At 62.0% G+C, this 23,169-nt stretch carries 21 protein-coding genes; 10 read left to right on the top strand and 11 right to left on the bottom strand.

Features of this window, described 5'->3' with window-relative positions:
• Nucleotides 1-5: 5 nt before the first annotated feature.
• Nucleotides 6-989, bottom strand: a complete 984-nt coding sequence (gene senB, locus IGW03_RS18420; RefSeq protein ID WP_228535753.1) for a selenoneine biosynthesis selenosugar synthase SenB — start codon at nt 987-989, stop codon at nt 6-8.
• A 70-nt stretch (nt 990-1,059) separates the two neighbouring features.
• On the opposite strand from senB, the gene senA reads away from it, so the two are divergent.
• The 4 genes from senA to IGW03_RS18400 all read left to right on the top strand — a co-directional run bounded on the left by senA (nt 1,060) and on the right by IGW03_RS18400 (nt 7,051).
• Complete coding sequence (senA, locus tag IGW03_RS18415) at nt 1,060-2,271, top strand: selenoneine synthase SenA (protein ID WP_194724017.1); 1,212 nt, start codon at nt 1,060-1,062, stop codon at nt 2,269-2,271.
• A gap of 15 nt (nt 2,272-2,286) precedes the next feature.
• Nucleotides 2,287-2,670, top strand: a complete 384-nt coding sequence (locus IGW03_RS18410) for a DUF2237 family protein (RefSeq protein WP_194724016.1) — start codon at nt 2,287-2,289, stop codon at nt 2,668-2,670.
• Nucleotides 2,671-2,866: 196 nt separating this feature from the next.
• The gene (locus tag IGW03_RS18405) at nt 2,867-5,956 is read left to right on the top strand and encodes a bifunctional diguanylate cyclase/phosphodiesterase (RefSeq protein ID WP_194724015.1); all 3,090 of its coding nucleotides are present in this window, start codon (nt 2,867-2,869) and stop codon (nt 5,954-5,956) included.
• Nucleotides 5,957-6,118: 162 nt separating this feature from the next.
• The gene (locus IGW03_RS18400; protein ID WP_194724014.1) at nt 6,119-7,051 is read left to right on the top strand and encodes an SDR family NAD(P)-dependent oxidoreductase; all 933 of its coding nucleotides are present in this window, start codon (nt 6,119-6,121) and stop codon (nt 7,049-7,051) included.
• 65 nt (nt 7,052-7,116) lie between these two features.
• On the opposite strand, the gene IGW03_RS38180 is transcribed toward IGW03_RS18400, so the two are convergent.
• Nucleotides 7,117-7,971 (bottom strand): CAP domain-containing protein, encoded by an 855-nt coding sequence (locus IGW03_RS38180; RefSeq protein ID WP_228535749.1) that lies wholly within the window; start codon nt 7,969-7,971, stop codon nt 7,117-7,119.
• Nucleotides 7,972-8,351: 380 nt separating this feature from the next.
• Between IGW03_RS38180 and IGW03_RS18390 the strand changes: the two genes are divergently transcribed.
• Complete coding sequence (locus IGW03_RS18390; protein WP_194724013.1) at nt 8,352-9,404, top strand: Ldh family oxidoreductase; 1,053 nt, start codon at nt 8,352-8,354, stop codon at nt 9,402-9,404.
• A 36-nt stretch (nt 9,405-9,440) separates the two neighbouring features.
• Here the strand turns inward: IGW03_RS18390 and IGW03_RS18385 are convergent, their stop codons facing one another.
• The 7 genes from IGW03_RS18385 to IGW03_RS18355 all read right to left on the bottom strand — a co-directional run bounded on the left by IGW03_RS18385 (nt 9,441) and on the right by IGW03_RS18355 (nt 15,121).
• Entirely contained in the window at nt 9,441-9,863 is a 423-nt protein-coding gene (locus IGW03_RS18385; protein ID WP_194724012.1) for a VOC family protein, read from the bottom strand.
• A gap of 117 nt (nt 9,864-9,980) precedes the next feature.
• Complete coding sequence (locus tag IGW03_RS18380; RefSeq protein WP_194724011.1) at nt 9,981-10,361, bottom strand: cupredoxin domain-containing protein; 381 nt, start codon at nt 10,359-10,361, stop codon at nt 9,981-9,983.
• An 8-nt stretch (nt 10,362-10,369) separates the two neighbouring features.
• Complete coding sequence (locus IGW03_RS18375) at nt 10,370-10,894, bottom strand: DUF4142 domain-containing protein (RefSeq protein ID WP_194724010.1); 525 nt, start codon at nt 10,892-10,894, stop codon at nt 10,370-10,372.
• A gap of 67 nt (nt 10,895-10,961) precedes the next feature.
• Entirely contained in the window at nt 10,962-11,681 is a 720-nt protein-coding gene (locus IGW03_RS18370) for an RNA polymerase sigma factor (protein WP_228535747.1), read from the bottom strand.
• A gap of 118 nt (nt 11,682-11,799) precedes the next feature.
• Nucleotides 11,800-12,252: a hypothetical protein gene (locus IGW03_RS18365; RefSeq protein ID WP_194724009.1), complete on the bottom strand. Its 453-nt coding sequence runs from the start codon at nt 12,250-12,252 to the stop codon at nt 11,800-11,802.
• A gap of 79 nt (nt 12,253-12,331) precedes the next feature.
• Nucleotides 12,332-12,586, bottom strand: coding sequence for a helix-turn-helix domain-containing protein (locus IGW03_RS18360; protein WP_194724008.1), 255 nt, complete (start codon nt 12,584-12,586; stop codon nt 12,332-12,334).
• Between the two features lie 63 nt (nt 12,587-12,649).
• Nucleotides 12,650-15,121, bottom strand: a complete 2,472-nt coding sequence (locus IGW03_RS18355) for a sensor domain-containing protein (RefSeq protein ID WP_194724007.1) — start codon at nt 15,119-15,121, stop codon at nt 12,650-12,652.
• Nucleotides 15,122-15,773: 652 nt separating this feature from the next.
• On the opposite strand from IGW03_RS18355, the gene IGW03_RS18350 reads away from it, so the two are divergent.
• The gene (locus IGW03_RS18350; protein ID WP_194724006.1) at nt 15,774-16,769 is read left to right on the top strand and encodes a Bug family tripartite tricarboxylate transporter substrate binding protein; all 996 of its coding nucleotides are present in this window, start codon (nt 15,774-15,776) and stop codon (nt 16,767-16,769) included.
• Between the two features lie 70 nt (nt 16,770-16,839).
• A complete protein-coding gene (locus IGW03_RS18345; protein WP_194724005.1) occupies nt 16,840-17,010 on the top strand; it encodes a hypothetical protein in 171 nt (56 codons plus the stop codon).
• A gap of 67 nt (nt 17,011-17,077) precedes the next feature.
• Here IGW03_RS18345 and IGW03_RS18340 read toward each other — a convergent pair whose 3' ends face one another.
• Entirely contained in the window at nt 17,078-17,713 is a 636-nt protein-coding gene (locus tag IGW03_RS18340) for a flavin reductase family protein (RefSeq protein WP_194724004.1), read from the bottom strand.
• A gap of 417 nt (nt 17,714-18,130) precedes the next feature.
• On the opposite strand from IGW03_RS18340, the gene IGW03_RS18335 reads away from it, so the two are divergent.
• Nucleotides 18,131-19,120 (top strand): ABC transporter substrate-binding protein, encoded by a 990-nt coding sequence (locus IGW03_RS18335; protein WP_194724042.1) that lies wholly within the window; start codon nt 18,131-18,133, stop codon nt 19,118-19,120.
• Between the two features lie 205 nt (nt 19,121-19,325).
• Here IGW03_RS18335 and IGW03_RS18330 read toward each other — a convergent pair whose 3' ends face one another.
• Nucleotides 19,326-19,715, bottom strand: coding sequence for a response regulator (locus tag IGW03_RS18330; RefSeq protein ID WP_194724003.1), 390 nt, complete (start codon nt 19,713-19,715; stop codon nt 19,326-19,328).
• 559 nt (nt 19,716-20,274) lie between these two features.
• Between IGW03_RS18330 and IGW03_RS18325 the strand changes: the two genes are divergently transcribed.
• Nucleotides 20,275-22,599, top strand: a complete 2,325-nt coding sequence (locus IGW03_RS18325) for a putative bifunctional diguanylate cyclase/phosphodiesterase (RefSeq protein ID WP_194724002.1) — start codon at nt 20,275-20,277, stop codon at nt 22,597-22,599.
• Between the two features lie 42 nt (nt 22,600-22,641).
• Nucleotides 22,642-23,133 (top strand): 2'-5' RNA ligase family protein, encoded by a 492-nt coding sequence (locus IGW03_RS18320; protein ID WP_323744996.1) that lies wholly within the window; start codon nt 22,642-22,644, stop codon nt 23,131-23,133.
• Nucleotides 23,134-23,169: the final 36 nt, after the last annotated feature.

The raw sequence follows: 23,169 nt of genomic DNA, 5'->3' as shown, positions 1-23,169 counted from the left end.
ATCTGTCATGAAGGTTGGTTGGGGACGAGCAGGGTGCGCACGAGCTGCCGCACGGCGGCTTGCTCTCGCTGCGGAGAAAACAGCGGCGCGCGCCCTGCGCACTGGCGCTTGAGCAGCGCGAGATAAGCCGGGTCGGCCGCAGTCCTGGCGATCAGGGCGGCCAGCGCTTCATGATCTCCAGGCGGGAAATAGCCCGCATAATCGGCTCCCAGCATGCCGCGGTTGCCGGAAATGTCGGTGACCAATACCGGCACGCCGCTGGTGACCGCTTCGATGATGACATTCGCGCCGCCTTCCATGCGCGAGGTCAGCACCAGCACATCGCTTTGCGCCAGTTCGCGCCGCGCGGCCTCGTGCGGCAGCGCGCCCAGCCAGCGGTAGTGGGCCATGCTGCGCTGCGCCGCCTGCGCCTGTTCCCCGAGGGCGGCATCAAGGGCGCCGCCGACCTGCAGCAGGCGCACCTGCGCCGGATCGACCAGCGCGGCCGCGCGCAGATAGGTTGCCGGATCCTTCTCTTCGCGCAGGTGCCCGATCATGATGACGCGCAGCATGCCGTCGTCCGCCCTTGCATCGCCGGCAGGCAGCGCCGGAGCGGATTGGTAAATGACGCAGGCCTTGCCGCGCAGCGGCGCATCGAGTTCCCGCAGGCCCGCCTCCTGCAGCAGCACCAGGCGGGTGGCCAGCTTCAGCGAACGCCTGGCGTCCTCATCGTGATGGATATCGCGGTAGAGATCGGTGCCGGTCAGCACCAGGATGGAAGGACGTTCCGGAAAGCACGCATGAAAGTTGGCCAGCGAAGCCGCCGAGCGGCGCGCGTGAAGGGCGATCATGGCATCGCAGGGACCGTCGACTTCGCTGCTCCAATGCTGCCGGATGTCGACCCGGCAATCGGCGGCAAGAAACTCCGCCCAGCGGCTTGCGGTCTGCCAGTTGCCGTTGTTGGCTTTTGCCGTTGCCGGACTGATAATGCTGACGTACGCTTTGTTCAATGCTGCTTTCCCGACAGGGTTGGATTGCTCTGATGATTTCGACAACTGAATTGACTGTGCCGACCGCGCGATGACCGTTTCCTTCCGACATGCGAATCCGCAGCAGCTGGCCGGCACCTTGAGGCAAGCGCATGCGCGCACCATGCTGCTGTTTCGCTCCCTGGCCGATGCCGGTTTCGATGCCGCCGTCCGCGTGCCCCGCCTGCCTGTCGTCAACCCGCCGCTTTGGGAAATCGGCCATGCGGCCTGGTTCGCGGAATGGTACGGCTTGCGCGGCGCGGCCAGCAGCGCGCCGTTGTCGGCCCGGCATCCCTCGCTGCTGGACCGTGCCGACGACTGGTTCGATTCTAATACGGTGGCGCATGATGCGCGATGGACACTGCCGCTGCCGTCCACCGGCGACATCCTGGCCTATTGCCGCGAAGTGCATGAACGCCTGCTCGAACGGCTTGCAAACATCAGGGGCACCGAGGGCGGCGATGCGGCGCTGTACCCGTTCCGCCTCGCACTGGCGCATGAAGCCATGCATGGCGAAGCCTTCTTCTACACGCTGCAAACCCTGGGCGTGCGGCCGCCGGCACAGCTGCTGCCGCTGGCATCGCCCGTGCAGTCCGGGGAGCAGCTTGCGTTCGACGGCGGCGCATTGCGCATGGGTACGCCGCCCGGCCAGGGCTTCGCCTTCGATAATGAACTGCATGCGCACACCCGGGAAGTGGCGTCTTTCGTCATCGATGCGCAGCCTGTGACCCATCGGCAATATCTCTCCTTCATCGAAGACGGAGGCTACCGGCAGCCGCGATTCTGGAGCGAGGCCGGCCGCGAGTGGCTGGCGCAGACCGAACGGAGTGCGCCTGGCTACTGGCATTTCCGGCAAGGCCATGCCAGCGAGTGGCGCTGCCGCCGTTTCGGCAGCGACATCTCCTTGCCGCTCGACGAGCCGGTGCGCCACGTCAGCCTGTTCGAAGCGCAAGCCTATTGCGCCTGGGCCGGGCGGCGCCTGCCAATGGAAGCCGAATGGGAATATGCGGCGCGCATGCAGCCGTCCCGCTTCGGCTGGGGCCAGGTATGGGAATGGACGGCGTCGGCCTTCGAACCCTATCCCGGCTTCGAGGCCGGCCCTTACCGCGAATATTCGGCGCCGTTCTTCGGCAGCCACCAAGCGGTACGCGGCGCATCGTTCGCCACCTTCGATGGCCTGCGCGAACCGCAATTCCGCAATTTCTACCGGCCGCACCGCGACGACATCTTCGTCGGCTTCCGCACCTGTGCAATCGCATCCTGACCATAAGAGACCGCCATGCCCGTCACCACGCCACCGGCGCGCAATATCTTCGGGGAACCCCTGGTGCCCTGTTCCTTCGATCCCCTGACCGGATTTTTCCGCGACGGCTGCTGCAAGACCAATGCCGAGGACACCGGCACGCATGTGGTCTGCGCGATCATGACCGACGAATTCCTTTCCTTCAGCGCCAGCCGCGGCAACGACCTGTCGACCCCGGTGCCGGAATGGGGCTTTCCCGGACTCAAGAGCGGCGACCAGTGGTGCCTTTGCGCGCTGCGCTGGATGGAAGCGCTGGAAGCCGGCAGGGCGCCGCCCATCGTGCTCGAAAGCACCAACCTGGTGGCGCTGGAGCTGATCGATGAAGATGTGCTGAAGCAATACGACCACCGGCTGCGCTGAGCTTGCCGGCCCGGACGGCCGGTGACGAATCTTTTTGATGCGGGGGACTCCAAGCGGTTTTGCAGACCGGACCTTTATACCTTCCTCGCATGTGCCGACGCCAAATCACATTCCGTTAGCAAATGAGGGCCCGCCCCAGCGGTCCGTTCGTACATTGCTGCTATGGCTTGTACTTGGATGTCTGCTGCCGGGAACCGTGGGCGTTGCATTCCTGCTGATCCATGAATACCGGCTGAGCCGGGCGCAGCTGGATCTCGATACCTTGCAGACCGCGAGAGCACTGGTCCAGGCCATTGATACGCGGATTCTCGGCGTCCAGCGGCTCGGACAGGGCCTGGCCACCACGGATGCCATCGATCCGGACAATCTTCAGCGCTTTCATGCCCAGGCACGGCGCACCCTCGCAGAAACAGGGCTCGGATCGACGATCAGCCTGTCCGACAGCACCGGGCAGCTTGTGGTCAATACCGCGGCCGAGTACGGCACCGACCTGCCGATGAACGGCAATACCGAACTCGTGCATCAGGTATTCGCCGACCGCGGCCCGGTCATTTCTCCCCTCTTCGCAAGCGCCATCACAGGCCAGCCGCTGATGGCGGTCGGCGTGCCCGTCATGCGCCGCGACCGGGTCATCTATGCATTGACGATCACCATCGAACCCGCAGGCTTCAACGATATCCTGCTTGCCCAGCGCCTGCCGTCGGGATGGATCGCCACGGTGTTCGACGGCAGCGGCGTCATCGTTGCGCGCAGCGAGGAGGCAGACCGGTTCACCGGGCAGAAAGCCGGCGACGGCTACGTCAAGGACCTGACGCAGGGCGACGAAGGGCATTTCGACGGCATGAACGGCGACGGCGCCCCCGTCCTGGTCACCTATGCGCGTTCCCCGCTGACCGGATGGCGGGTCGCGGTGAATATTCCCCGGGAACTGCTGGCGGGCGAATTGTCGCGTCAGCTGGGCATCCTGGCGCTGGCGCTGCTGTGCCTCTTCATACTTACGCTTGCGCTCGCCCATGTGCTGAGCCAAAGGATAGTGCGTTCCTTTCAATCCCTCGTGAAGCCGGCGGCAGCGCTGGGCATGGGCGAAGAGATCGTTCTGCCCGTGGTGGAAGTCAAGGAAGCCGCCCAGGTCGCGGCGGCGCTGAAAGAAGCCGCCGGCCTGCTCAAGTCGCGTTCGAGCGCGCTTAGGGCTAAAGAAAGCGACCTGGCCGAACACAGCAGGGCACTCCGGCGCAGCGAGAAGCGCCTGAAGACCTTGACCGAGCATGCGCCGGTGGCGATTGCCGTGTTCGACAAGCACATGCGCTATCTCGCGGCAAGCCGCCTCTGGCTGAAGAATCTGCTGCTCGACGGCAGGAACGTCATCGGCGCATGTCACTACGACCTCGTTCCCGGCATCCCGGAGAAATGGCGCGACGCCCATCGGCGCGGCCTCGCCGGCGAAACGCTGGGCGCGGAGGCCGATCGCTTCATACGTGCCGATGGGACGGAGCAGTGGTATCGCTGGGAGATCTGGCCATGGACCGACGACACCGGCGAAGTCGGGGGCATCATCCTGTCGGCTGAGGACATCACCGAGCGCATCCAGGCGGAACGTCAGCTGCGCGACAGCGAATCGCGGCTGGCGCTGGCACTGAAGGCCGGAAATACGGCGGTATGGGAAATCGATGTGGCCAGCGAGCGCCTGCTGCCTGCCGACGACCGGCTGTTTTCCATGCTCGGTTACACGGCGTTCGAAATGGAAAACGTCGGCAAGTGGCTTTCATGCATGCATGAGGAGGAGCGCGGCAGCGCGCGCGAGCTGATCAATGACGTCATCGAAAGGCGGCGCGACAGTTTTTCGATCGAAGCGCGTTATCGCTCGTCGGACGGAAGCTGGCGCTGGATTCTGTGCCAGGGCATGGCCGGCGAGCGTTCGGAAGACGGGCGCGCCACCAGGCTGGTGGGAACGCATACCGACATCAATGCGAGAAAGCTGGCCGAGCGGCAGGCGCGAGAGGCGGCGCTGCACGATCCGCTGACCGGCCTGCCGAACCGCGCCCTCGTCTTTGAATACGGCAACCGCCTGCTCGCCGCGGCCCAGCGCAAGCACGGACAAGGAGCGCTGCTGTTCATCGACCTCGACCGCTTCAAGCCCGTCAACGACCTATACGGCCATGATGTCGGCGACCGGGTGCTGCAGGAAGTCAGCCGCCGCCTGCACTCCTGCACGCGTGCCGAAGACCTGGTCGGGCGGCTGGGCGGCGACGAGTTCGTCATCGTCCTGCCCCACCTCGCGCCGGACTTGCGCCGGGCGGCAGTCGTGGCGGAGCACGTGATCGACAGTGTCGACAAGCGCATCCTGATCGATTCGCTGGAACTGTCGCTCTCCGCATCGATCGGCATCAGCTACTACCCGGCGCATGCGACGACCATGAGCGAACTGATTCATGCGGCCGATCTTGCCATGTACCAGGCCAAGCAGTCGGGCCGCGCCAGCTTCCAGGTCTACCGCGACGAACTCAACCAGCGCGCCGATGAAGCCTATTCGCTGGAAGCACGGTTGAAGCAAGCCCTCAAGCACGGCCGCCTGAGCCTTCACTACCAGCCGGTGGTCGACATGGACAGCGGCATGCTGACCGGCGCGGAGGCACTGGTCCGCCTTGCCGACGACGGACAGGCCGTCGGCCCGCAAGCCTTCATACCTGTCGCCGAATCCGCCGGCCTGATCGGCGAGCTCGGCGAATGGGTCGTGAAGGAAGCCTGCCGCCAGCACGAAGCATGGCTGGCAAAAGGACTGAAGGTTTCGATTGCGATCAACGTTTCGCCCTTGCAGTTCCGGGAAAAGGGCTTTGCCGAAAAAATGCGGCGCATCATCCTCGATGCCCGGATCGACCCTTCCTTCCTGCAGCTCGAGGTCACCGAAAGCGCCGTCATGGAAAACATCGACGAAGCGGTGGCCATCCTGAACCGGATCAAGTCGCTCGGCGTGAAAGTGGCGCTCGACGATTTCGGCACCGGCTACTCCAGCCTCAGCCACCTGAGCAGCCTGCCGCTGGACAAGCTCAAGGTGGACCAGTCCTTCGTGCGGCGCATCGGCTGCGATCACTCGAGCCAGCTGGTCACGGAAGCCATCATCGCCCTGGGGCACAGCCTGAAGCTGGAAATCATCGGCGAGGGCATCGAGTCCGAAGACGCCTTCCTCTACCTGAAGGCGCACGGCTGCAACCATGCGCAGGGATACTGGTTCAGCCGTCCTTTGCCGGCGGAACAGTTCGCTGAGTGGTGCATGCAGCAGATCCTGTAGCACCTTATTGATTCGGCTCGAAAAATGATTCATTTTTCGGGTCGCTGATCTCACCCTCTACCTCTGGGAGAGGGCCGGGGTGAGGGAACTCCGCCCAACATGTTTTCAAGCCGATCTATATAATCGAACGCATGTTCCATTCTGCCGCCCAGGCCTATAAACATGACAACATCAGAGACAACTTCCACCTCCATTCGCTTCGACGATCAGGTCGCCATCGTGACCGGCGCCGGCGGCGGCCTCGGCCGCTCGCATGCGCTGCAGCTTGCCGCGCGCGGCGCCAGGGTCGTCGTCAATGATCTCGGCGTATCGCGCGACGGCGCGGGTTCCGAAGTATCGGCGGCGCAGCGCGTGGTCGACGAGATCCGCGCGGCCGGCGGCGAAGCGATTGCCAGCCCGGCATCGGTGACCGATCCGGCAAGCGTGGCGCAGATGGTGGAGGCGGCCATGCAGCAGTGGGGGCGCATCGACATCCTCGTCAACAATGCCGGCTTCCTGCGCGACAAGAGCTTCTCGAAGATGAGCCTCGATGATTTCCGTGCCATCGTCGACGTGCATCTGATGGGCGCGGTCTACTGCACCAAGGCGGTGTGGGACATCATGAAGCAGCAGCAGTACGGCCGCATCGTGATGACGACATCGTCATCGGGACTGTTCGGCAATTTCGGCCAGGCCAACTACGGTGCGGCCAAGATGGCATTGGTGGGCCTGATGCAGACCCTGGCCATCGAAGGCGAGAAATACAATGTGCGGGTCAACTGCCTCGCGCCCACCGCCGCCACGCGCATGACGGAAGAGCTGATGCAGGCCGACGACCTCGCACTGCTGACGCCGGAAAGCGTCACGCCCGGCATGCTCTACCTGGTGTCGCGCGATGCGCCGACCAAGACCGTGCTGTGCGCCGGCGCCGGCACGTTCTCGCGTTCCAACATCACGCTCACCGACGGCCTGCATATCGGCATGGCTGCGGATGCCGCCGAACAGCTGGCTGCGAACGCCGGCCGTCTTGCGGAACGCAGCGGCGAGATCGTGCCCGCATCCGGCTTCCAGCAGGGGCAGATGGAAGTGACCAAGGCGCGCGCAGCGCGTTCCTGATCGGCGTCATACTGAAAAAAGGGCAGCCCGTGTTCAACGGCTGCCCTTCTGTTTCTGCAGGACTTTTATCTCGGCGCCGCCAGCTCCATCGTCCAGTACAGCTTGTAGGTCGAGGCACTGTTCTGCGCGCAGGACACGCCGACATCGACATAGCTCGCCTTCATGATGTTGGCGCAATGCCCGGGGCTTTGCAGCCAGCCGTTCATCGCCGACTGGATGCTGCTCTGTCCGGCCGCAATGTTCTCGCCCGCCGTTTTCCATGCATAGCCCGCGGCGGTGATCCGCTGGCTGAACGTGCTGCCGTCGAGACCGGTATGCGAGAAGTAGTTCTTGCTCGCCATGTCGCTCGAATGCCCGGCGGCGGCATTGAACAGCTGGGCATTCCATTTCAGCGGCGATGCCGCGGGATACAGCGTGGAGCCGCAGTAGCGGCTCGATGCGCGCGCTTCGTTCACGAGGCGCATGATCTCCGCCTGGAAGTTGTTCAGGCCGCAGGTGAGCGACGCGGGCAGGGCGGCGGTTGCGGTGGTTGAAGTCGTGGAAGTGGACGTGCCTGCGGCTGTCGTGGTGGATGCGGTTGGCGTCGTTGTTGCTGTTGTTGTCGACGCTGGGCGGCGGGCCTGCGCGGTATCGGTCGTGGTTGCCGTCTCGTCTGCAGGCGCGCTTGAAGTCGCGGGCGCTTCCGCCTGCTGTGCACCGTCGGTGCTTTCCGCAACCGAGCTGGTTTGGCTGGCTGGCGCGGCCTGCGGAGCCTGCGATGCTTGTAGCGCGGGCGAGGCTGTGCCGGACTGCGCGGACGTGCCGGCATCCGTACCGCCATCGCCGCCTCCGCAGCCTGCAAGCAGAAGGGCAAGGGCTGCAGCGCTGCAGGAAATGATTGGGCCAAAAAAAGGTTTTACTGCACTATGTGATCGTGACAACGTGAACAAATTCGTCTCCCTGGGTACTCGAAAAAACTTGCTGCATGCAGCTAGAGCGGTTTCGTTTTGACCGGCTTGTCGATCCCGGACCGATTAGCTCTGGTACCGCGTTGCGGCTCCTTGCCATGACACCGCCATGTCGCGTCGCCACGCCCTGTCCCAGAGCCAATCCGCCTCGGCCTCGACTAAGCCGGTCTAGACGAAACCGCTCTAGGCTTCGATGAGTGTTTCAGGGAAATGGTTCATTTTGTTAATTGACGAATGGAAACAATGCTTGACGTATCGGCAAAGGCCTGCTTGACCAAAGCAGGTTCGCAGAAACGCTATCATTGCCAAGCTGGCCACGGGCTGCCTTGCCGATGCGAACCCAAGGACATGGAATGATCGAACAAGAAAAAGACCTTCAGCAACAGCGCATTTCCGCCGACGAGCTGATGCAATGGAGCGCTGCTGCCTTCACCGCTTCCGGCATGAACAGGGAAGACGCCGAACTCGGCGCGCAGGTTTTGCTGCGCACCAGCCTGCGCGGCATCGACACCCACGGCATCGCACGCATTCCGGCCTATCTCGACAAGCTGCGCGGCGGCGAAGTCGATCCGCTTGCGCAGCCGCTGCTCGAAAGCCGCCACGGCACGCTGCATTGCGACGGCAGGAAAGGCCTGGGGCAGGTGGTGGCAAGCCGCGCCATGGAGGCGGCGATTGCCGCGGCGCGCACGACGGCCATGGCCGGATGCACCATCCGCAACAGCGGACATCTCGCCGCGCTCGGCATGTTCGTGCTGCAGGCCAGCGAACAGGGCATGTTCGCAATGCTGTGCCAGAGAACGCCGCCGCTGATGGCCTTGCCGGGTGCCACCGCGCGGGCCATCGGCAACAACCCGATCGCGTTTTCCATGCCGGTGGCGGACGGGCCGCCGCTCGTGTTCGATATGGCTGCCAGCATCGTGGCGAGGGGCAATGTCCTGCAGGCGGTGCGCGACAAGCTGCCTTCGATACCGGAGGGCTGGGCCATCAGCCCGGATGGGGAACCGACCACAGATCCTGCGAAGGCGCTGGCCGGCGCCATGCTGCCGATGGCGGGCTACAAGGGTATCGGCCTGGCCATGATGGTCGAATGCCTCGCAGGCAGCTTCAGCGGCGCGGAACCCGAACAGAACCGCAACACGGGCACGGCGGGTTCGGCGTCGGACGCGAGCGCCTTCCTGCTGGTGATCAACCCGGAACTGATGTTCGGCCGCACAGCATTCGATGCCTACTCGGGCGCATGGCTGCAGCATTACCTGCAGGCTTCCGGAACGTCGGGCCGCTATCCTGGACAGCGGCAGGCCGCTTCCGAAGCCGAGCGCCGGCGCGAAGGCATCCCGGTGCCGGCAGCCCTGCGCGAAGAACTGCGGCAGGCGGGGGAAAAGCTGGGTGTCAGTTTCCGCTGGTAAGGAAGTTCAATCGGTGCTGATGCAAAGGACACAGCGTTAATCCTGCGGCAGTATCTGCGGATTCCATACGACTTCCCACAAGTGTCCGTCCGGGTCCTGGAAGTAGCCGGCATACCCGCCCCAGAACGTATCCTGGGCGGGCTTTACCAGGCGCCCGCCGGCCTTCTCCGCCTTCTGCATCACGGTGTCGACTTCGTCCTTCGACGAAACGTTATGTCCAAGGGTGAATTCCGTCGAAGCCCTCTGCACATCAGGCAGGCCGGAATCGTGCGCGATGCTCTTGCGCGGCCATAGGGCGAGCTTCAGGCCAGCCTGCAAATCGAAAAAGGCCACGGCGCCATGTTCGAATTCCTTGCCGATGATGCCTTGCGTCGGAAAGCCGAGGCCATCGCCATAGAATGCAACGGCGCGTTCAAGGTCATCAACGCCGAGCGTCAGCACGGTAATGCGGGGCTTCATGCGGCAGTTCTCCTTGAGGCAAACACAGGCCGAGCGAAAAAACTTGCGGTTCAGGATATCCAGCGTTTCGCTGGATATCCTGACACACATAATATCGCAGCGGCTGGTACCGCCAGGCTATTTCACCGTGACGACGCCCTTCATTCCGGGGTGCAGGGTACAGATATAGGGATAGACGCCTTTTTGCTTTGCCGTCCAGGTCCAGGTCTTTTCCGCTGTCATGTTTCCGGAGTCGAACTTCCGATCAACGGACGTGGCGGTATGCGGAAAGGGATCGGCATTTTTCCATACGATGCGATCCCCGGCCCGGACCTCGAGCGACGCAGGAGAGAACTGCATCGCTTCGATCCTTACCGTATGCACGGCAGCGGGGGGCTGCGCATGGCTTGCCATCGGGCAGAGGAAAGCGGCCAACGCAGCGGCCGATGCAGCGACCGCTGCCAATGCCCGACCATGCAGCGGCCATCCGTACCGGCAAGCAAGAACAAGCCCGTTCATGGCCGATCCTATTTCATGGATGCCTGGATCTGCTTCGCATGATCGAGGTGCGCAACGAACGCGGGCCTGACCTTGACCAGGGTGTCCTTGAGTTCGGCGTTCTTCGCGTTCGGGATCAGCGTCTTGTCGAGGGCATCGATGACGCTCTGGTGATAGCTCACTTCGTTGTCGATGTAAGCCTTGTCGAACTCCTTGCCCTTGAGCGTCTTCAGCTTGCCGATCGTGGCTTCCCCATCGCTCTTGAGGCTCTTGCTGATGTCGCTTTCTTCCGGCGTCACCTTCAGCTTCTTGACGAGGGCGGTGGCCTGCTTGTTCACGCCGGTATGGTCGGTCACCATCTGCTTCGCGAATTTCTTGATCTCGTTATTCTTGGACACTTTCTCGGCCAGGTTTCCGGCATTGATATCCACGGTATTCGCCGCGACGACGATCCCGGCGATCTGGGCGTCATTGGGCGCGTCGGACTGGGCGAACGAGGTGACGGCAAATGCGGCGAACAACCCGGAAACGGCACAGTGCATGATGCGGTTCATGGTGAGATCTCCTTGTTTTCAAAGGTTCTGCTGCGAATGCATCCCCGGCATATCTCCGAGGGCGTACTTATGTCCGGTCGGAAGACGGATCGCTCAACGTCTGCATGACGCCTTCGACGATCCGGTCGCATCGCGCGCCGTCGAATGCAAATGCCTCTTCAAGCGCGAAATCGATTTCCCGCGACAGCGATTCGCGCAGGAGGCTCTTTGCACGGAAGTAGCGGGTGCGCACGGTCGCCTCGGGAATGCCGAGGCAGGCGGCCGTTTCCTCGACCGTCATTTCCTCGATGGCCCGCAGCATGAACACAACCCGGAAGCTTTCCGGAAGGGCATCGATTTTCCTTTCGATCATGCCCCGCATTTCGGCGCGCGCCGTCGAGTGCTCCGGTGGTTCCGCGGTCATTGGGCTCATCGAAGGCATTGCATCCTCATATCGGTGCTCGTCCGAGACTTTATTCGCACCCAGCTCGATGATTTGCGCGCGCCGCGCGGTCTTGCGCAGCCTTGCCACCGATTCGTTCACGACGATGCGCGTCAGCCAGGTCGCCAGGCTCGAGTCGCCGCGGAAGAGATGGAGATTCCGGTAAGCCAGGAGGTACGATTCCTGGAGGGCATCCTCGGCATCCGCGTCATCCTTGAGGATGCTGCGCGCGGTGCGGTACAGCGGCCTGTTATAACGCCGCATCAGCAGCTCGAAGGCATTCTTTTCGCCGCCGAGCACGCGCTGTATCACGTCGAGATCGGAAGCGCCTTGCCGCGCTTCCTTTGCCGCTGCGGTTGTCATCATCTCTTCCCCTTATCCGGTTTTCATGACATTAGATGAAACCGCGGAGCGCCACGTTCCGGGAATCTCGGAGATGATGTCTTGCGTGGCTTTCTTGCCGGACATGTCGGTCCGGTTTGACCTAGTCCTTCTTTTCCCGAAATTCGACATCGATGACGGATTTGTCATCCTGCGGTCTGGCAGGACCGGGAGCCGGCTGGAAGAAGGACGACACCGCGCGCGCCAGCAGCAACTGCCTCAGCCGCCGGTAGCCGAGAAGAAAGCTGACGGCAAAGCCGAGAAACAGCACCGGCACCATGTCTCCCCGGTAAAGAAAATGCAGCAGGCAGAATGTCAGCAATGACGCCATCACCGGCAGGCGTGCCTTTCCCGGCAGCAGGCCTACAGCCCGCAACTTTCCATCCCGCACCCAAGGCAGCCTGGCGAACAGGATGCCGAGAAGGAGGCCGGCGACGAAACGACTGACGTTCAGATAGAGCGCAACGGTACTGACCAGAAGAAAACCGGCATAGGTGGTTGCGCTGGCCAGTGCAACCAGGGCCAGCAGCACCGCGGCGATGGCCAGCTTGGGCATGCGCATCGCGCCTTGTAACAGTGAGCGAAAGATTTGGCTGACTCCTGCAAGAGGGTAGGAAGGGTTTGGCGGGCGCGGCTTACGACGGCAGCTTCAATGCCATGCTCTGGTCGGGCGAACCTTCCACGTAATCATGCCCGTGGTTGGTCAGGCGCCAGACGCCGCTCTCGGCTTCGTGCACCAGATCCTTGTCCTGCAGCAGGTTGAGATGGTGCCGCACCACCGGCAGTTCCACATTCAGCCGCTGCGCAATGTGGCTGGTGCCGACCAGCGGGTCGGGAGACTGCAGCAGCTGGCCGAGAATGGCCTCCATCAGCATTTGATCGCGTTTCATCGCTACCTCATTCGCAAAAACCGCCATCTTAGCGGAATCTGGAATGAGGCTCGGGCGGCGGGATCATCCGGCCTTCATGCCGTCCGCTTCGGCCTGGGCGCGATGCCGACCTGCGACGTATTTCGCCTCGAACTCGGGTGCCGGCAGGGGGCGGCTGATGACATAGCCCTGGATTTCGTCGCAGGAGGTGCTGCGCAGGAAGTCCAGATGTTCCGCATTTTCCACGCCTTCGGCGACCACGGTCAGCTTGAGCGCGTGGGCGAGGTCGATGATGGATTCGGCAAGGATCAGCGGATTGACGTCGGACGCCTGTTCCTCGTCGAGAAAGCTCCTGTCGAGTTTCAGGCAGTCCAGCGGGAACTTGCGCAGATGGGACAGCGAGGAATAGCCGGTGCCGAAGTCGTCGATGGAAAGACGCACGCCGAGCAGCTTCAATTCCCGCATCACGGAGATGGCGAGGCACTGGTCTTGCATCAGCGCCGATTCCGTGATTTCCAGCTCCAGCGCTTCCGCAGGCAGTCCTTCGCGGGCGAGCACGTTGCGCACCGTGTCGACGATGGAGCGGTCGTGCAGCTGGCGCGGAGACAGGTTGACCGAAATCTTCAGCATGTGTCCGCTCTTTCTCCAGGCTGCGGCCTGCCTGACGGCTTCGGCCAGCACCCAGGCGCCGATTTCGGCAATGCAGCCGTTCTCCTCGGCCAGCGGGATGAAGCATCCCGGCGGGACATTGCCGAGCCGGGGATGCTGCCAGCGGATCAGCGCTTCGGCGGACACCACTTTCAGGCTGTGCACGCTCACGCGGGGCTGGTAATGCAATGCGAATTCGCCCCGCGCCGCCGCGCCGCGCATGTCCTGCTGCAGGGTATGGCGCATCAGCGTCTTCTCGCGCATTTCCGAGGTGAAAAAGCAGTACACGCCGCCGCCCTGTTCCTTGGCGCGGTAGAGCGCGGTGTCGGCCGCCGACAGCAGCGTTTCGCTGGCAGCGGCGTCGCGCGGATACAGGCTGATGCCGACCGAGCCGCCCACCTTGATCTCCTGCGATTCCACCACGATCGGAGCCGACAGCGCTTCGAGGAGCTTCTGCGCAAGGCGCGCCGCCGACGCCTCGCCCCGGCGGCACTCCGCGAGTACGACGAACTCGTCTCCGCCGAGGCGCGCGACCAGGTCGTCGGGGCGGGTGCAGGCGCGCAGGCGGCGCGCCACTTCCCGCAGCAGCTCGTCGCCGAAGCGGTGACCGAGGGAATCGTTGACTTCCTTGAACCTGTCCAGATCGAGAAACAGGACGCCCAGCGGCGACGCGGCGCGGCGGTCGTTCAGGCGGGCGGAAAGCGTGGCATCGAGCACGCTGCGGTTGGGCAGGTCGGTGAGGGCGTCCAGCGTCGCCAGCTTCTGCATCTGCTGCGCGGTGCGGATCTCGCGGGTGACATCGGTGGTGGCGCCGCGATAGCCGGCATAGGTGCCGTCGACGTAGAAGGGTTCGCCCGACATGCGGATGTGTCTCACCACGCCAGGATATTCCGGCAGGCCGACGGAAAACACCAGGTCGCGGAACGGTTCGCGCGCGGCGAAGCAGCGGAGGAATTCCCTGACGCCTTCCTCGGACATGTCGCGCGCGGTGTAGGCCATGTGCTGTCCGATGATAGCATCCGGCCGCAGCGCCAGCCGCTGCTCGATGCCCTCGGAGATGAAAGTGAACACGGCTTCGGTATCGACTTCCCAGTACCAGTCCGACGACAGCTTGGTCAGGCTGCGGAAGCGCTCCTCGCGCAATGCCAGCTCGCGTTCGGCCTCGACCTGCGGCGTGATGTCCCGGCTCACTGCAACCAGCCCCATGCGCTCGCCGGTCTTGGGGTCGCGCACGGCGCGCAGGTTGATGCTCATCCAGAAGGTCGTGCCGTCGCGCCGCCTGCCGCGCATCGTCGCCAGCCCTCGGGGCCGCATGCCCCGCGTGGAGGCCGCATGTTCCACATCTTCGGCCACCAGAAATTCGATGGCCCGCCTGCCCACCATCTCTTCCGGCTCGTAACCGAAGAAATCCCGGTGCGACGGCGACACATACACATAGCGCCCTTCGGAATTGAGATGCGCGATCATGTCGCCTGCGCTCTCCGTGAGCAGCCGGTGTTCGGCCTCGCTGCGCAGCAGGCGTTCCTTGCTTTCGTAATGGCTTGTGACGTCGGCCAGGCTGCCGAGCAGGCCGATCACGTTGCCGTCGGCATCATGGCGGGGCGCGGCGTTGCTGAGCAGCCAGCGCACGCTGCCGTCGCTGCGCACGATGCGGTATTCCATGGTGTGGTGATCGCCGTTGCGGGCGCGCTCCGCGCCCACGGCAAACAAGGGCACGTCTTCGGGATGGACGTAGCTGATCCAGTCGTCGAAGCTGAATGCTTCCGGTGATACCACCTGCGCCGATCGCGGATCGAGATAGATGCAGCGCCGGTTCATGTCCATTTCCCAGACGACGGCGGGCGCTTCGTCCGCAAGCCGGCGGGTGCCGTCCCGCATATCCATGTCGGGCTTCATACGCTTTGTCATAGTAGGTCTTAACTGCCTGGCGGCCGAGAACATCCCGCCGCCATGCTGTCATGCGTGTCTCGTCCCTATGTAACCATAAAAAGTTGATGTATGGCAACAGCATTATGGTATTGCACGCAATGTAAAAACAAAGTGAGAACTTTTGTCGTGCCAATGCAGCAGGAATACGGCCGCAGGACCATGTGGCCAGGTGGGGCTTTTGCCCAAGCGAAAACGCTTGCGCCTGAGCCATAGGCGCAATGCTGCCGGTTCAGGCCACGGGTATTCCCCGATCCGGAGACGCAGGAACGGCCGGCAGCAATGGTTGCAGAGACCCTATTTCTTGATCGTGAGCTCGAGCGATGTGCCGCCGTGGCAAACCTCGCTCGACGGTTCGTACCGCACATGACCAGCGTATACCCTTGTCAGGCCCAGCCGAATGCCGTCCCGGCGCAGCTCTGAAAGCAGATTGAAAGGATGCCGGCATACGCTATCGGCATATACAAGAATGCGGATATGCGGCGCTGGGCAAGTGATCCTCTAGGCTTGCCCGGCCGCGCAGCGACGCACGAGGAGACGCCCGCCTGGCTGGAAACAGCCGACCCAAGCGGCCGCTGCATCGCGTAACCGCCTTATCGTCATTTCGGCGCTTCATCCATTTCAAGGAACGGTCATGAACATCAATGCATTTTCCCGTCGTCGCTTTCTTCTGTCCGCCGGTGCTGCCGCGGTGGCGAGCCATCCGCTCGCCGGCCTCGCCCAAGCCGCCTGGCCGCGGCGGCCGTTGAGGCTGGTGGTGCCGTTCGCGCCGGGCGGCAGTTCCGAAATCGTCGCTCGGGCCGCTGCCGCAGAGATGGCCAAGTCCATCGGCGCCAATGTCTATGTCGAGAACAAACCGGGCGGGGCCGGCAACATCGCGATGCAGGAAGTGGCCGGCAGTACGGACGACCACAGCTTCATCCTCGGCCACATCGGCACGCTTGCGGTCAACCCGTTCATCTTTCAGAAACTGCCTTACGATCCGGTCAGGGATTTCGCGCCGGTGAGCCTGCTGTCCAAGGTGCCCAGCCTGTACGTCGTGCATCCGGATGTCCCGGCGAAGAACATGAAGGAATTCGTCGCCTTCCTGAAGGCCAAGCCGGGCAGCTACAACTATGGTTCGGCGGGCAACGGCAGCGCCGGCCATCTCGCATTCGAATACCTGAAGATGGTATCCGGCACGTTCATGGTGCATGTGCCTTATCGCGGCACCGGCCCGATGCTCACCGACCTGATGGCGGGCCGCCTGGAAGCGGCCGCGGTCGGCGCGCCGGCGATCCTGCAATTCATCAAGAACGGCAAGCTGCGCTGCATCGCTACCGGCACTGCACAGCGCCTGCCGCAGCTGCCCGACGTGCCTACCGTGGCCGAGCAGGGGTTTCCGGGATTCGAGATGACGCAATGGTATGGCCTCCTTGCTCCGGCAAAGTGGCCCAAGCCAAATGTCGCCCGGCTGGAGGCCGAAGCCATCAAGGCCGTGAAGACCGCCTCGGTGCAGGAACGGCTGGCGCAGGAAACCGCGCTGGCGGTGGGCAGCACTTCGGCCGAGTTCGCCAGCTTCATCAGCCAGGAACAGGCGCGCTGGAAGCCCGTCATCGCCCGCGCGCAGATCAAGCCCGAAGGCAGCTGACGACACCGGGCGGATCGCGGTCTGCCATGGATGCAATGCGCAGCCCATGTTCTCAGTGGACATGGGAAGGATGATGGCGTTCATCGACTTCGAACTCGATCGCCTGGTCGACGAAGGGCATGGCCCAAACGGGTTCGCGGTGAAGAATGACAGGTCAATGTCGGGCTTTGCCTGCCGGTACTGCCTTCGGTACGGGGCAATCAGCTTGGCCAAGAACCAGATCTCGCCGGATCCCGCTTAAGCAGGAGTCATATCCCGCAGCGTCATACCTGCAATATTCACACTGCCTGAACGGGATCGCGCAAGCGTCAATTCGGCTGCGGTGCCTTGGGCCGGTACATCTTGAATCTGGACTCGGGCTCGATCGTGAAATAATCGGCAGGTCCTCCTCCGCGCAGGATCGGCTGTGCCGAGGCGGTGTCATAGATGCCTTCCACGAGCAGGTGGCGAGCGATATGCACGCCGACGACTTCTCCGAGCGCCAGGTAGGAATCAATCTCGCCTCCCTGCGCATCCCGCAGCTGGATGATCTGCGTCAGCCTGCATTCGAAGGACACCGGACTTTCCGCGACGCGCGGTACCGAGATGATGCGCGAGGGTGCCGGCGTGAGACCGGCCAGGACGAACTCGTCCACTTCCGGTCCGACCGCCGTGCAGCTGATGTTCATCGCCTCCGCCAGCGGCCGCGTCGCCAGGTTCCACGCAAACTCTCCCGTCTGCTCGACGTTGCGCAGGCTGTCCTTGCGTCCGATGCTGGAGAAACCGATGATGGGCGGCACATAGTTGAAGCCGTTGAAGAAGCTGTACGGCGCCAGGTTGAGTTCACCGGCCGCATTGCGTGATGAAATCCAGCCTATGGGGCGCGGCCCCACAATTGCGTTGAAGGGATCATGCGGCAGGCCATGCCCGGTTTTCGGCTCATAGAAGTGGATATCGTCATTCACGTTAAGAGTTTCCCAAGGTAACTAGTGGTAAGGCTGGCGAAAAAGCGGCATACGGCATTGCGCACCCGAACGGGAATGGTATTGCTTTTTTTCAGCACACGCAGGAAAGGGCCTTCGCTGATCGCTGCAGCTTCCGAAAGCGGGCAGTGCACCCGCTCACCTTTCCGACTCTATAGTTGTTTTCCGCATATCGACGGTGAGATCGGTTCGTTGCCTTATCGAAGGCATCGCCTTACCTTATGCGACCGGCCATTTCTGGCATTTAAAAACAAGAACAAGACTGCTCGGAGCAGGTCTTTCAAAAACAATGGAGTGTTTATGTTCACTGGTATTGCGGCATTGAAGCAGATCTTACGTGTCCGGTCGCTGCACGTTACGTTGCCATCGGCACCGGATGGCAGCCGCCGCAACTTGCGCATGGCCTGCGCGCTCCTGTCAGCGTCGCTTCTGCTGCCGTCCCTGTCCGCGCATGCGGAAGGAAAGATCCGGATCGCGCAGCAGTTCGGCATCGGATACCTGATCCTGGATGTGGTGCGGGACCGCCAGCTCATTCAGAAGCACGGCAGGCAGGCGGGGATCGAGATCGATGTCGACTGGTCCAGCCTGTCGGGCGCCACCGGCATGAATGAGGCACTCATCGCCGGTTCCATCGATGTCGTCTCGGCCGGCGTGCCGCCGATGCTGACCATGTGGGACCGCACCCGCGGCAAGCAGAACGTCAAGGCGGTTGCCGCCCTCGGATCCCTGCCGAACTATCTGCTGTCGAACAACCCGGCGGTGAAGACGATCAAGGACCTGGGCAGCAAGGACCGGATCGCGGTGCCTGCCGCCGGCGTCGGCTTCCAGTCGCGCACGCTGCAGATCGAGGCCGCCCGCGTGTTCGGCAAGGACGAGTTCAAGCGCCTCGACAACATTTCCGTCAGCCTGCCGCATCCGGACGCGACCGCCGCGCTGATTGCCGGAGGCTCCGAAATCAACACGCATTTCTCCAGCGCGCCTTTCTATTACCAGGCACTCGCGGCCAACAAGAACGTGCACAAGGTCTTGAGCTCCTATGACATTCTCGGCGGGCCGGCGACCTTCAACGTGCTGTACAGCACGCAGAAATTCCATGACGAAAATCCGAAGACCTACAAGGCCTTCTACAACGCACTGGTCGAGGCGGCGCAGCTGATCAAGGCTGACAAGGCCGCTGCCGCCGATATCTTCATCCGGGTGCAGAACTCGAAGCTGCCTCTCGAACTGGTCCGCAAGATCATCGAAGATCCGGAGAACGATTTCACCGTATCGCCGCATCGCACCCATGTCTATGCGGAAGAACTGCACAAGCTGGGCGTGCTCAAGAACAAGGCGGCATCATGGAAGGAGTATTTCTTTGAAGAGGCTCACGCGCTGCCGGGAAGCTGACTGCAAAGGCAGGTAAGGGATATCGGGTGCATTGACGTTCATGGGGCTTGAAGCCAATGACCGCTTGAAGCGCGTCGCGCCCTTCCTTGCCGAGATACCGTAGCCCGGAATTTGGCGCTGGCATGCCGTCGGCCCTGGAAGTTCATGGTGGCGCATGGCGGCAAAAAAAGCAGGTGCGGGCAAGCTGTAGAAACGAGGATACATCCTACCGTCGATTCGTCAGCTTCGCTGACACATCCATGATCTGCTCCACATTGCAGGGATTGAGAAGCGAAAGCACCTTCAGCTTGTCATCATTGGCCGCGCCATGGCCCGAGGAAAAGATGATGCGCAGTGCGGGGTTGACATCGACCGCCTCCATTGCCAGTTCAATGTCGGATTTTTCCGGTAGTCCGACATCGGTGAGGAGAACATCGAAGACCTCGCTGCGCAGCATGCCGAGCGCCTCCTCGGCCGTTGATGCTGCCCGCAGCAAATCGGGAACCGGTAGATTGCCCGTGGTATCTCGCTTCAGTATGAAATTCAGGAGAACCGGCAGGCGCTCCCCGGTCCCGCTTGCCACCTCGAAGGCAAGTTCCTTTACGTAGTCCTGCATGAGCGGAATCGGGCCGACATGCGTCTCATGGAACAGCTTGCCGGCAACTGGCAGCAGTGCCTGGAATCGTCGTTACCCGACGAGCGCCTCGTGTGCATATCCCGACCATTCGAGGAAGGTCACATTGACCTTGATGATCATGCCGTCCCGCAGGGTGCATTCTTGTACGGTTCTCCGGTGTCTTCCTCAAGCAAATGAGAAAAGCTGCGGATTGTTTCTTCAGATGCGCTCAGGCTCGGGCAATATCTGGTTGCCTCCATCTGCACAAATTTGTACCGATGGAAAATTGCTCGAATTGTCCGGGCGTTAATGGATCCCTTCGACGTACGTGCCCATGAAGCCCTGTTCATCGCTTACGCAACATCGCATCCCGGATGCCACGAACATGCGATCCTCAGTTACACTGGTATTGATACAAGGCAACAAACTGTATTAAAGCATACATAGCAGTACCCGGCGCTGTGTTCCCGCTACTGTTCGGAATCGCAGCACCGTCACAGCGCCGGCAAGCAAACCAATAATAGTGACCGCACTCATGCGGGACGATGGAGACGTGAGTATGGCATTGCATCCCTTGCTGGCATACCAGCGACTATTACCCGTCATACACTCGCTGACTCCTCCCGGATTGCGCAATTCGCCTGCTGTCCTCTGGCAAACCGAAAACCTCATTACGTCGTCGCTGATTGCGCTGATCGTCATGCCTGCCTATGGCTTTCTCTACCAGTCACTCGGGGATGATACCGCTGCACGTTTTTGCTGGCTCGCGACCGGCGGCTTGATTGTCAGCTTTGTCTTGCTGCGCGTTGCCGAGAATGTCGCTCTTGCAAGCAACAGCCTGATCGCCACCGTTTTCTGCCTGCTTCTTGGCCTGACCTACCAGCTCGGCGGGGTCAATGCCCCCACGGTCCTCTGGCTGGGCGTATGCCCCATTGCCGCGATAGCGACCGGGGGACGCATACCGGGCCTGATATGGTCGGCAATCGGGCTCCTGACGATTGCCGCGCTTTATGCGGCCGAGCTTGTCGGCAAATTTCCGCCGGTTGTCGTGGCGGACATGCGTCTGCTCGGCGTCATTTCGACCGTCTCCTTCTTGGCCACCATCGCCATTGCCCTGTTCATCTTTGATCATGCCTACCGGCGCGGCGTCATACAGCTTGAAGACGCCTTGGAACGCATCCGCGAGGAGAAGGAAAAGGCGCAGGTGACGTTGCAGTCCATCGGAGACGCCGTGATCACGACCGATGCCCACATGGTGGTGGAGTATCTCAACCCGATTGCGGAAACGCTCACCGGCTGGACGACGGCAGAAGCAAAAGGACGGCACATGGATGAGGTATTCAATATCTTCAATGAAAAGTCGCGGCTGCCGTCGGTCAACCCGATCAAGGAGTGTCTCGACAAGAACGGCATCGTCGAAATGGAGAACCACACCATACTCGTGCGCCGCACCGACAATGAGGAATTCCATATCGAAGACTCGGCCGCCCCCATCCGGCGCGCCGATGGCAGCATTCTGGGCGCCGTCATGGTTTTTCATGAGGTGACAGACCGGAAGGCGGCAGAGACACGCTTGCAGCACATTGCCTTTCACGACACGCTCACCGGCCTGCCGAACAGGGCGCTGTTCAGGAAGAAGCTATCCGAAGCGATGCACGGCGCTCGCTTTCTCAAGAAACACGTCGCAGTCCTGTTCCTTGACCTGGACCGGTTCAAGGCGATCAACGACAGCCTTGGCCATGACATCGGCGACGAACTGCTGATTCTGGTCGCCAAGCGGCTGGAGCAATGCGCACGCGATACTGACGTCATCTGCAGGCTCGGCGGCGATGAATTCACGGCGCTTCTGACCAACATCAGCGCGGCCGACAATGCCGCCATGGTAGCGGGCAAGATGATCGAGTCGATCGGCAAACCCTTCGACGTGCAAGGCCGCACGCTTCATATCTCGACCAGCATCGGCATCACCATCTATCCGCAGGACAGCGACGACCTCGATACCTTGCTCAAGCATGCCGACACGGCGATGTACCACGCAAAATCGCAGGGGAGAAACAATTATCAGTACTACGATCCCTCGATGGGAGAAAAGGCGGTAAGCGAACTGCGGATGGAAAATGCCCTGCATGTGGCATTGGAAAATAACGAATATTTCCTGGAGTATCAGCCCAAGCTCGATCTGTCGAGCCAGGCCATCGTCGGCTGTGAAGCCTTGCTGCGCTGGCAAAGCCCCGACTTCGGGCGGGTGATGCCTTCCGAATTCATTCCAAGGCTGGAAGAGTCGGGCGCCATTGTCGCGGTCGGCGCCTGGGTGCTGGAGACTGCCATGCGGCAGGCAAGGCAATGGCTCGACGCAGGACGCCCGATTGCCGTATCGGTCAACGTGTCCATGCGGCAGTTCAGGCAGAACGGCTTGGTAGAAAAAATCCGCGGGCTGCTCGAGGCGATCGATCTGCCTCCATCCCTGCTGCGCATCGAAATCACCGAAAGCCTGCTGATGGACAATGCAGAACGCAGCGAAGCCATCATGCTGCAATTGAAGGAAATCGGCGTACACGTCTCGCTCGACGACTTTGGTACGGGCTACTCGTCGCTGAGCTATCTAAGGCGCTTTCCGATTACCGAACTGAAGATCGATCGATCGTTTGTCGTCGACATGGAAGTGGACGAGACAGCGGAAAAAATCGTCACGACCGTGATTGACCTCGGGCAAGCCCTGGGGATGAAAGTGACGGCCGAGGGTGTCGAGACGGAGAAGCAGCGTCGCCGCCTTGAGCAGATGGGATGCAACGAGATACAGGGTTACGTGCTGAGCCGTCCCCTGCAAAAACAGGCGTTTGAAGAGTTCGTCGTGGAGTACACTGGCTGGCAACTCCCTGCATGAACTGCCAGTACGATCATCTTGGACCAGGACTCTCCGCTTATCGTGACGCTGAAACTTGATGCCGTTTCCTTTGAACGGCTCGACGGGTTGCGCCGGATGCATTTTCCGCCGGAGCGCAACTTCCTGTCCGCCCACGTCACCCTGTTTCATGCGCTTCCCGGCAGCGAATTGGCGAAGATTCGTTCACATCTGGAACAGATATCCGCATCAACCCCGATCCTGAACCTTGCATTTCCTCGCGTACGAATGCTGGGACGCGGAGTCGCCATCGAAGTCGTGAGTCCCGGGCTGCAGGCGCTGCATGACCGGCTTGCGGCATGCTTCAATGCCTGGCTGACGCCTCAGGACCGTCAAGGCGTTCGGCCGCATGTCACCATCCAGAACAAGGTGTCGGTGCAGGAAGCCCGCGAACTTCATGATGCGCTCGCGCCGGAGTGGAAGATGCCGCCGGGCCAGGCTGCAGGCTTGCTGCTGTGGGAATACAAGGGCGGCCCCTGGCTCGGCATCGAAGAGTTTTCATTTGCCGGCGTATAGCGCCCCCGATCATTATTCGCGTAGCTTCTTCGGCAT

Source organism: Noviherbaspirillum malthae, from assembly GCF_015352985.1.
Lineage (GTDB): Bacteria > Pseudomonadota > Gammaproteobacteria > Burkholderiales > Burkholderiaceae_D > Noviherbaspirillum > Noviherbaspirillum malthae.
The sequence above is the reverse complement of the archived record's forward strand: the minus strand, read 5'-3'. Positions and strand labels throughout refer to the sequence as shown.

Bases quoted from the DNA above. Each gene is read 5' to 3' on its own strand.
- IGW03_RS18385 (WP_194724012.1), bottom strand. From the start codon at position 9,863: ATGAAGCCCCGCATTACCGTGCTGACGCTCGGCGTTGATGACCTTGAA.
- IGW03_RS18400 (WP_194724014.1), top strand. From the start codon at position 6,119: ATGACAACATCAGAGACAACTTCCACCTCCATTCGCTTCGACGATCAG.
- IGW03_RS18375 (WP_194724010.1), bottom strand. From the start codon at position 10,894: ATGAACCGCATCATGCACTGTGCCGTTTCCGGGTTGTTCGCCGCATTT.
- senA (WP_194724017.1), top strand. From the start codon at position 1,060: ATGACCGTTTCCTTCCGACATGCGAATCCGCAGCAGCTGGCCGGCACC.
- IGW03_RS18370 (WP_228535747.1), bottom strand. From the start codon at position 11,681: ATGATGACAACCGCAGCGGCAAAGGAAGCGCGGCAAGGCGCTTCCGAT.
- IGW03_RS18350 (WP_194724006.1), top strand. From the start codon at position 15,774: ATGAACATCAATGCATTTTCCCGTCGTCGCTTTCTTCTGTCCGCCGGT.
- IGW03_RS18410 (WP_194724016.1), top strand. From the start codon at position 2,287: ATGCCCGTCACCACGCCACCGGCGCGCAATATCTTCGGGGAACCCCTG.
- IGW03_RS18330 (WP_194724003.1), bottom strand. From the start codon at position 19,715: ATGCAGGACTACGTAAAGGAACTTGCCTTCGAGGTGGCAAGCGGGACC.
- IGW03_RS18365 (WP_194724009.1), bottom strand. From the start codon at position 12,252: ATGCCCAAGCTGGCCATCGCCGCGGTGCTGCTGGCCCTGGTTGCACTG.
- IGW03_RS18390 (WP_194724013.1), top strand. From the start codon at position 8,352: ATGATCGAACAAGAAAAAGACCTTCAGCAACAGCGCATTTCCGCCGAC.
- IGW03_RS18380 (WP_194724011.1), bottom strand. From the start codon at position 10,361: ATGAACGGGCTTGTTCTTGCTTGCCGGTACGGATGGCCGCTGCATGGT.
- IGW03_RS18325 (WP_194724002.1), top strand. From the start codon at position 20,275: ATGGCATTGCATCCCTTGCTGGCATACCAGCGACTATTACCCGTCATA.
- IGW03_RS18360 (WP_194724008.1), bottom strand. From the start codon at position 12,586: ATGAAACGCGATCAAATGCTGATGGAGGCCATTCTCGGCCAGCTGCTG.
- IGW03_RS18355 (WP_194724007.1), bottom strand. From the start codon at position 15,121: ATGACAAAGCGTATGAAGCCCGACATGGATATGCGGGACGGCACCCGC.
- IGW03_RS18335 (WP_194724042.1), top strand. From the start codon at position 18,131: ATGGCCTGCGCGCTCCTGTCAGCGTCGCTTCTGCTGCCGTCCCTGTCC.
- IGW03_RS18345 (WP_194724005.1), top strand. From the start codon at position 16,840: ATGATGGCGTTCATCGACTTCGAACTCGATCGCCTGGTCGACGAAGGG.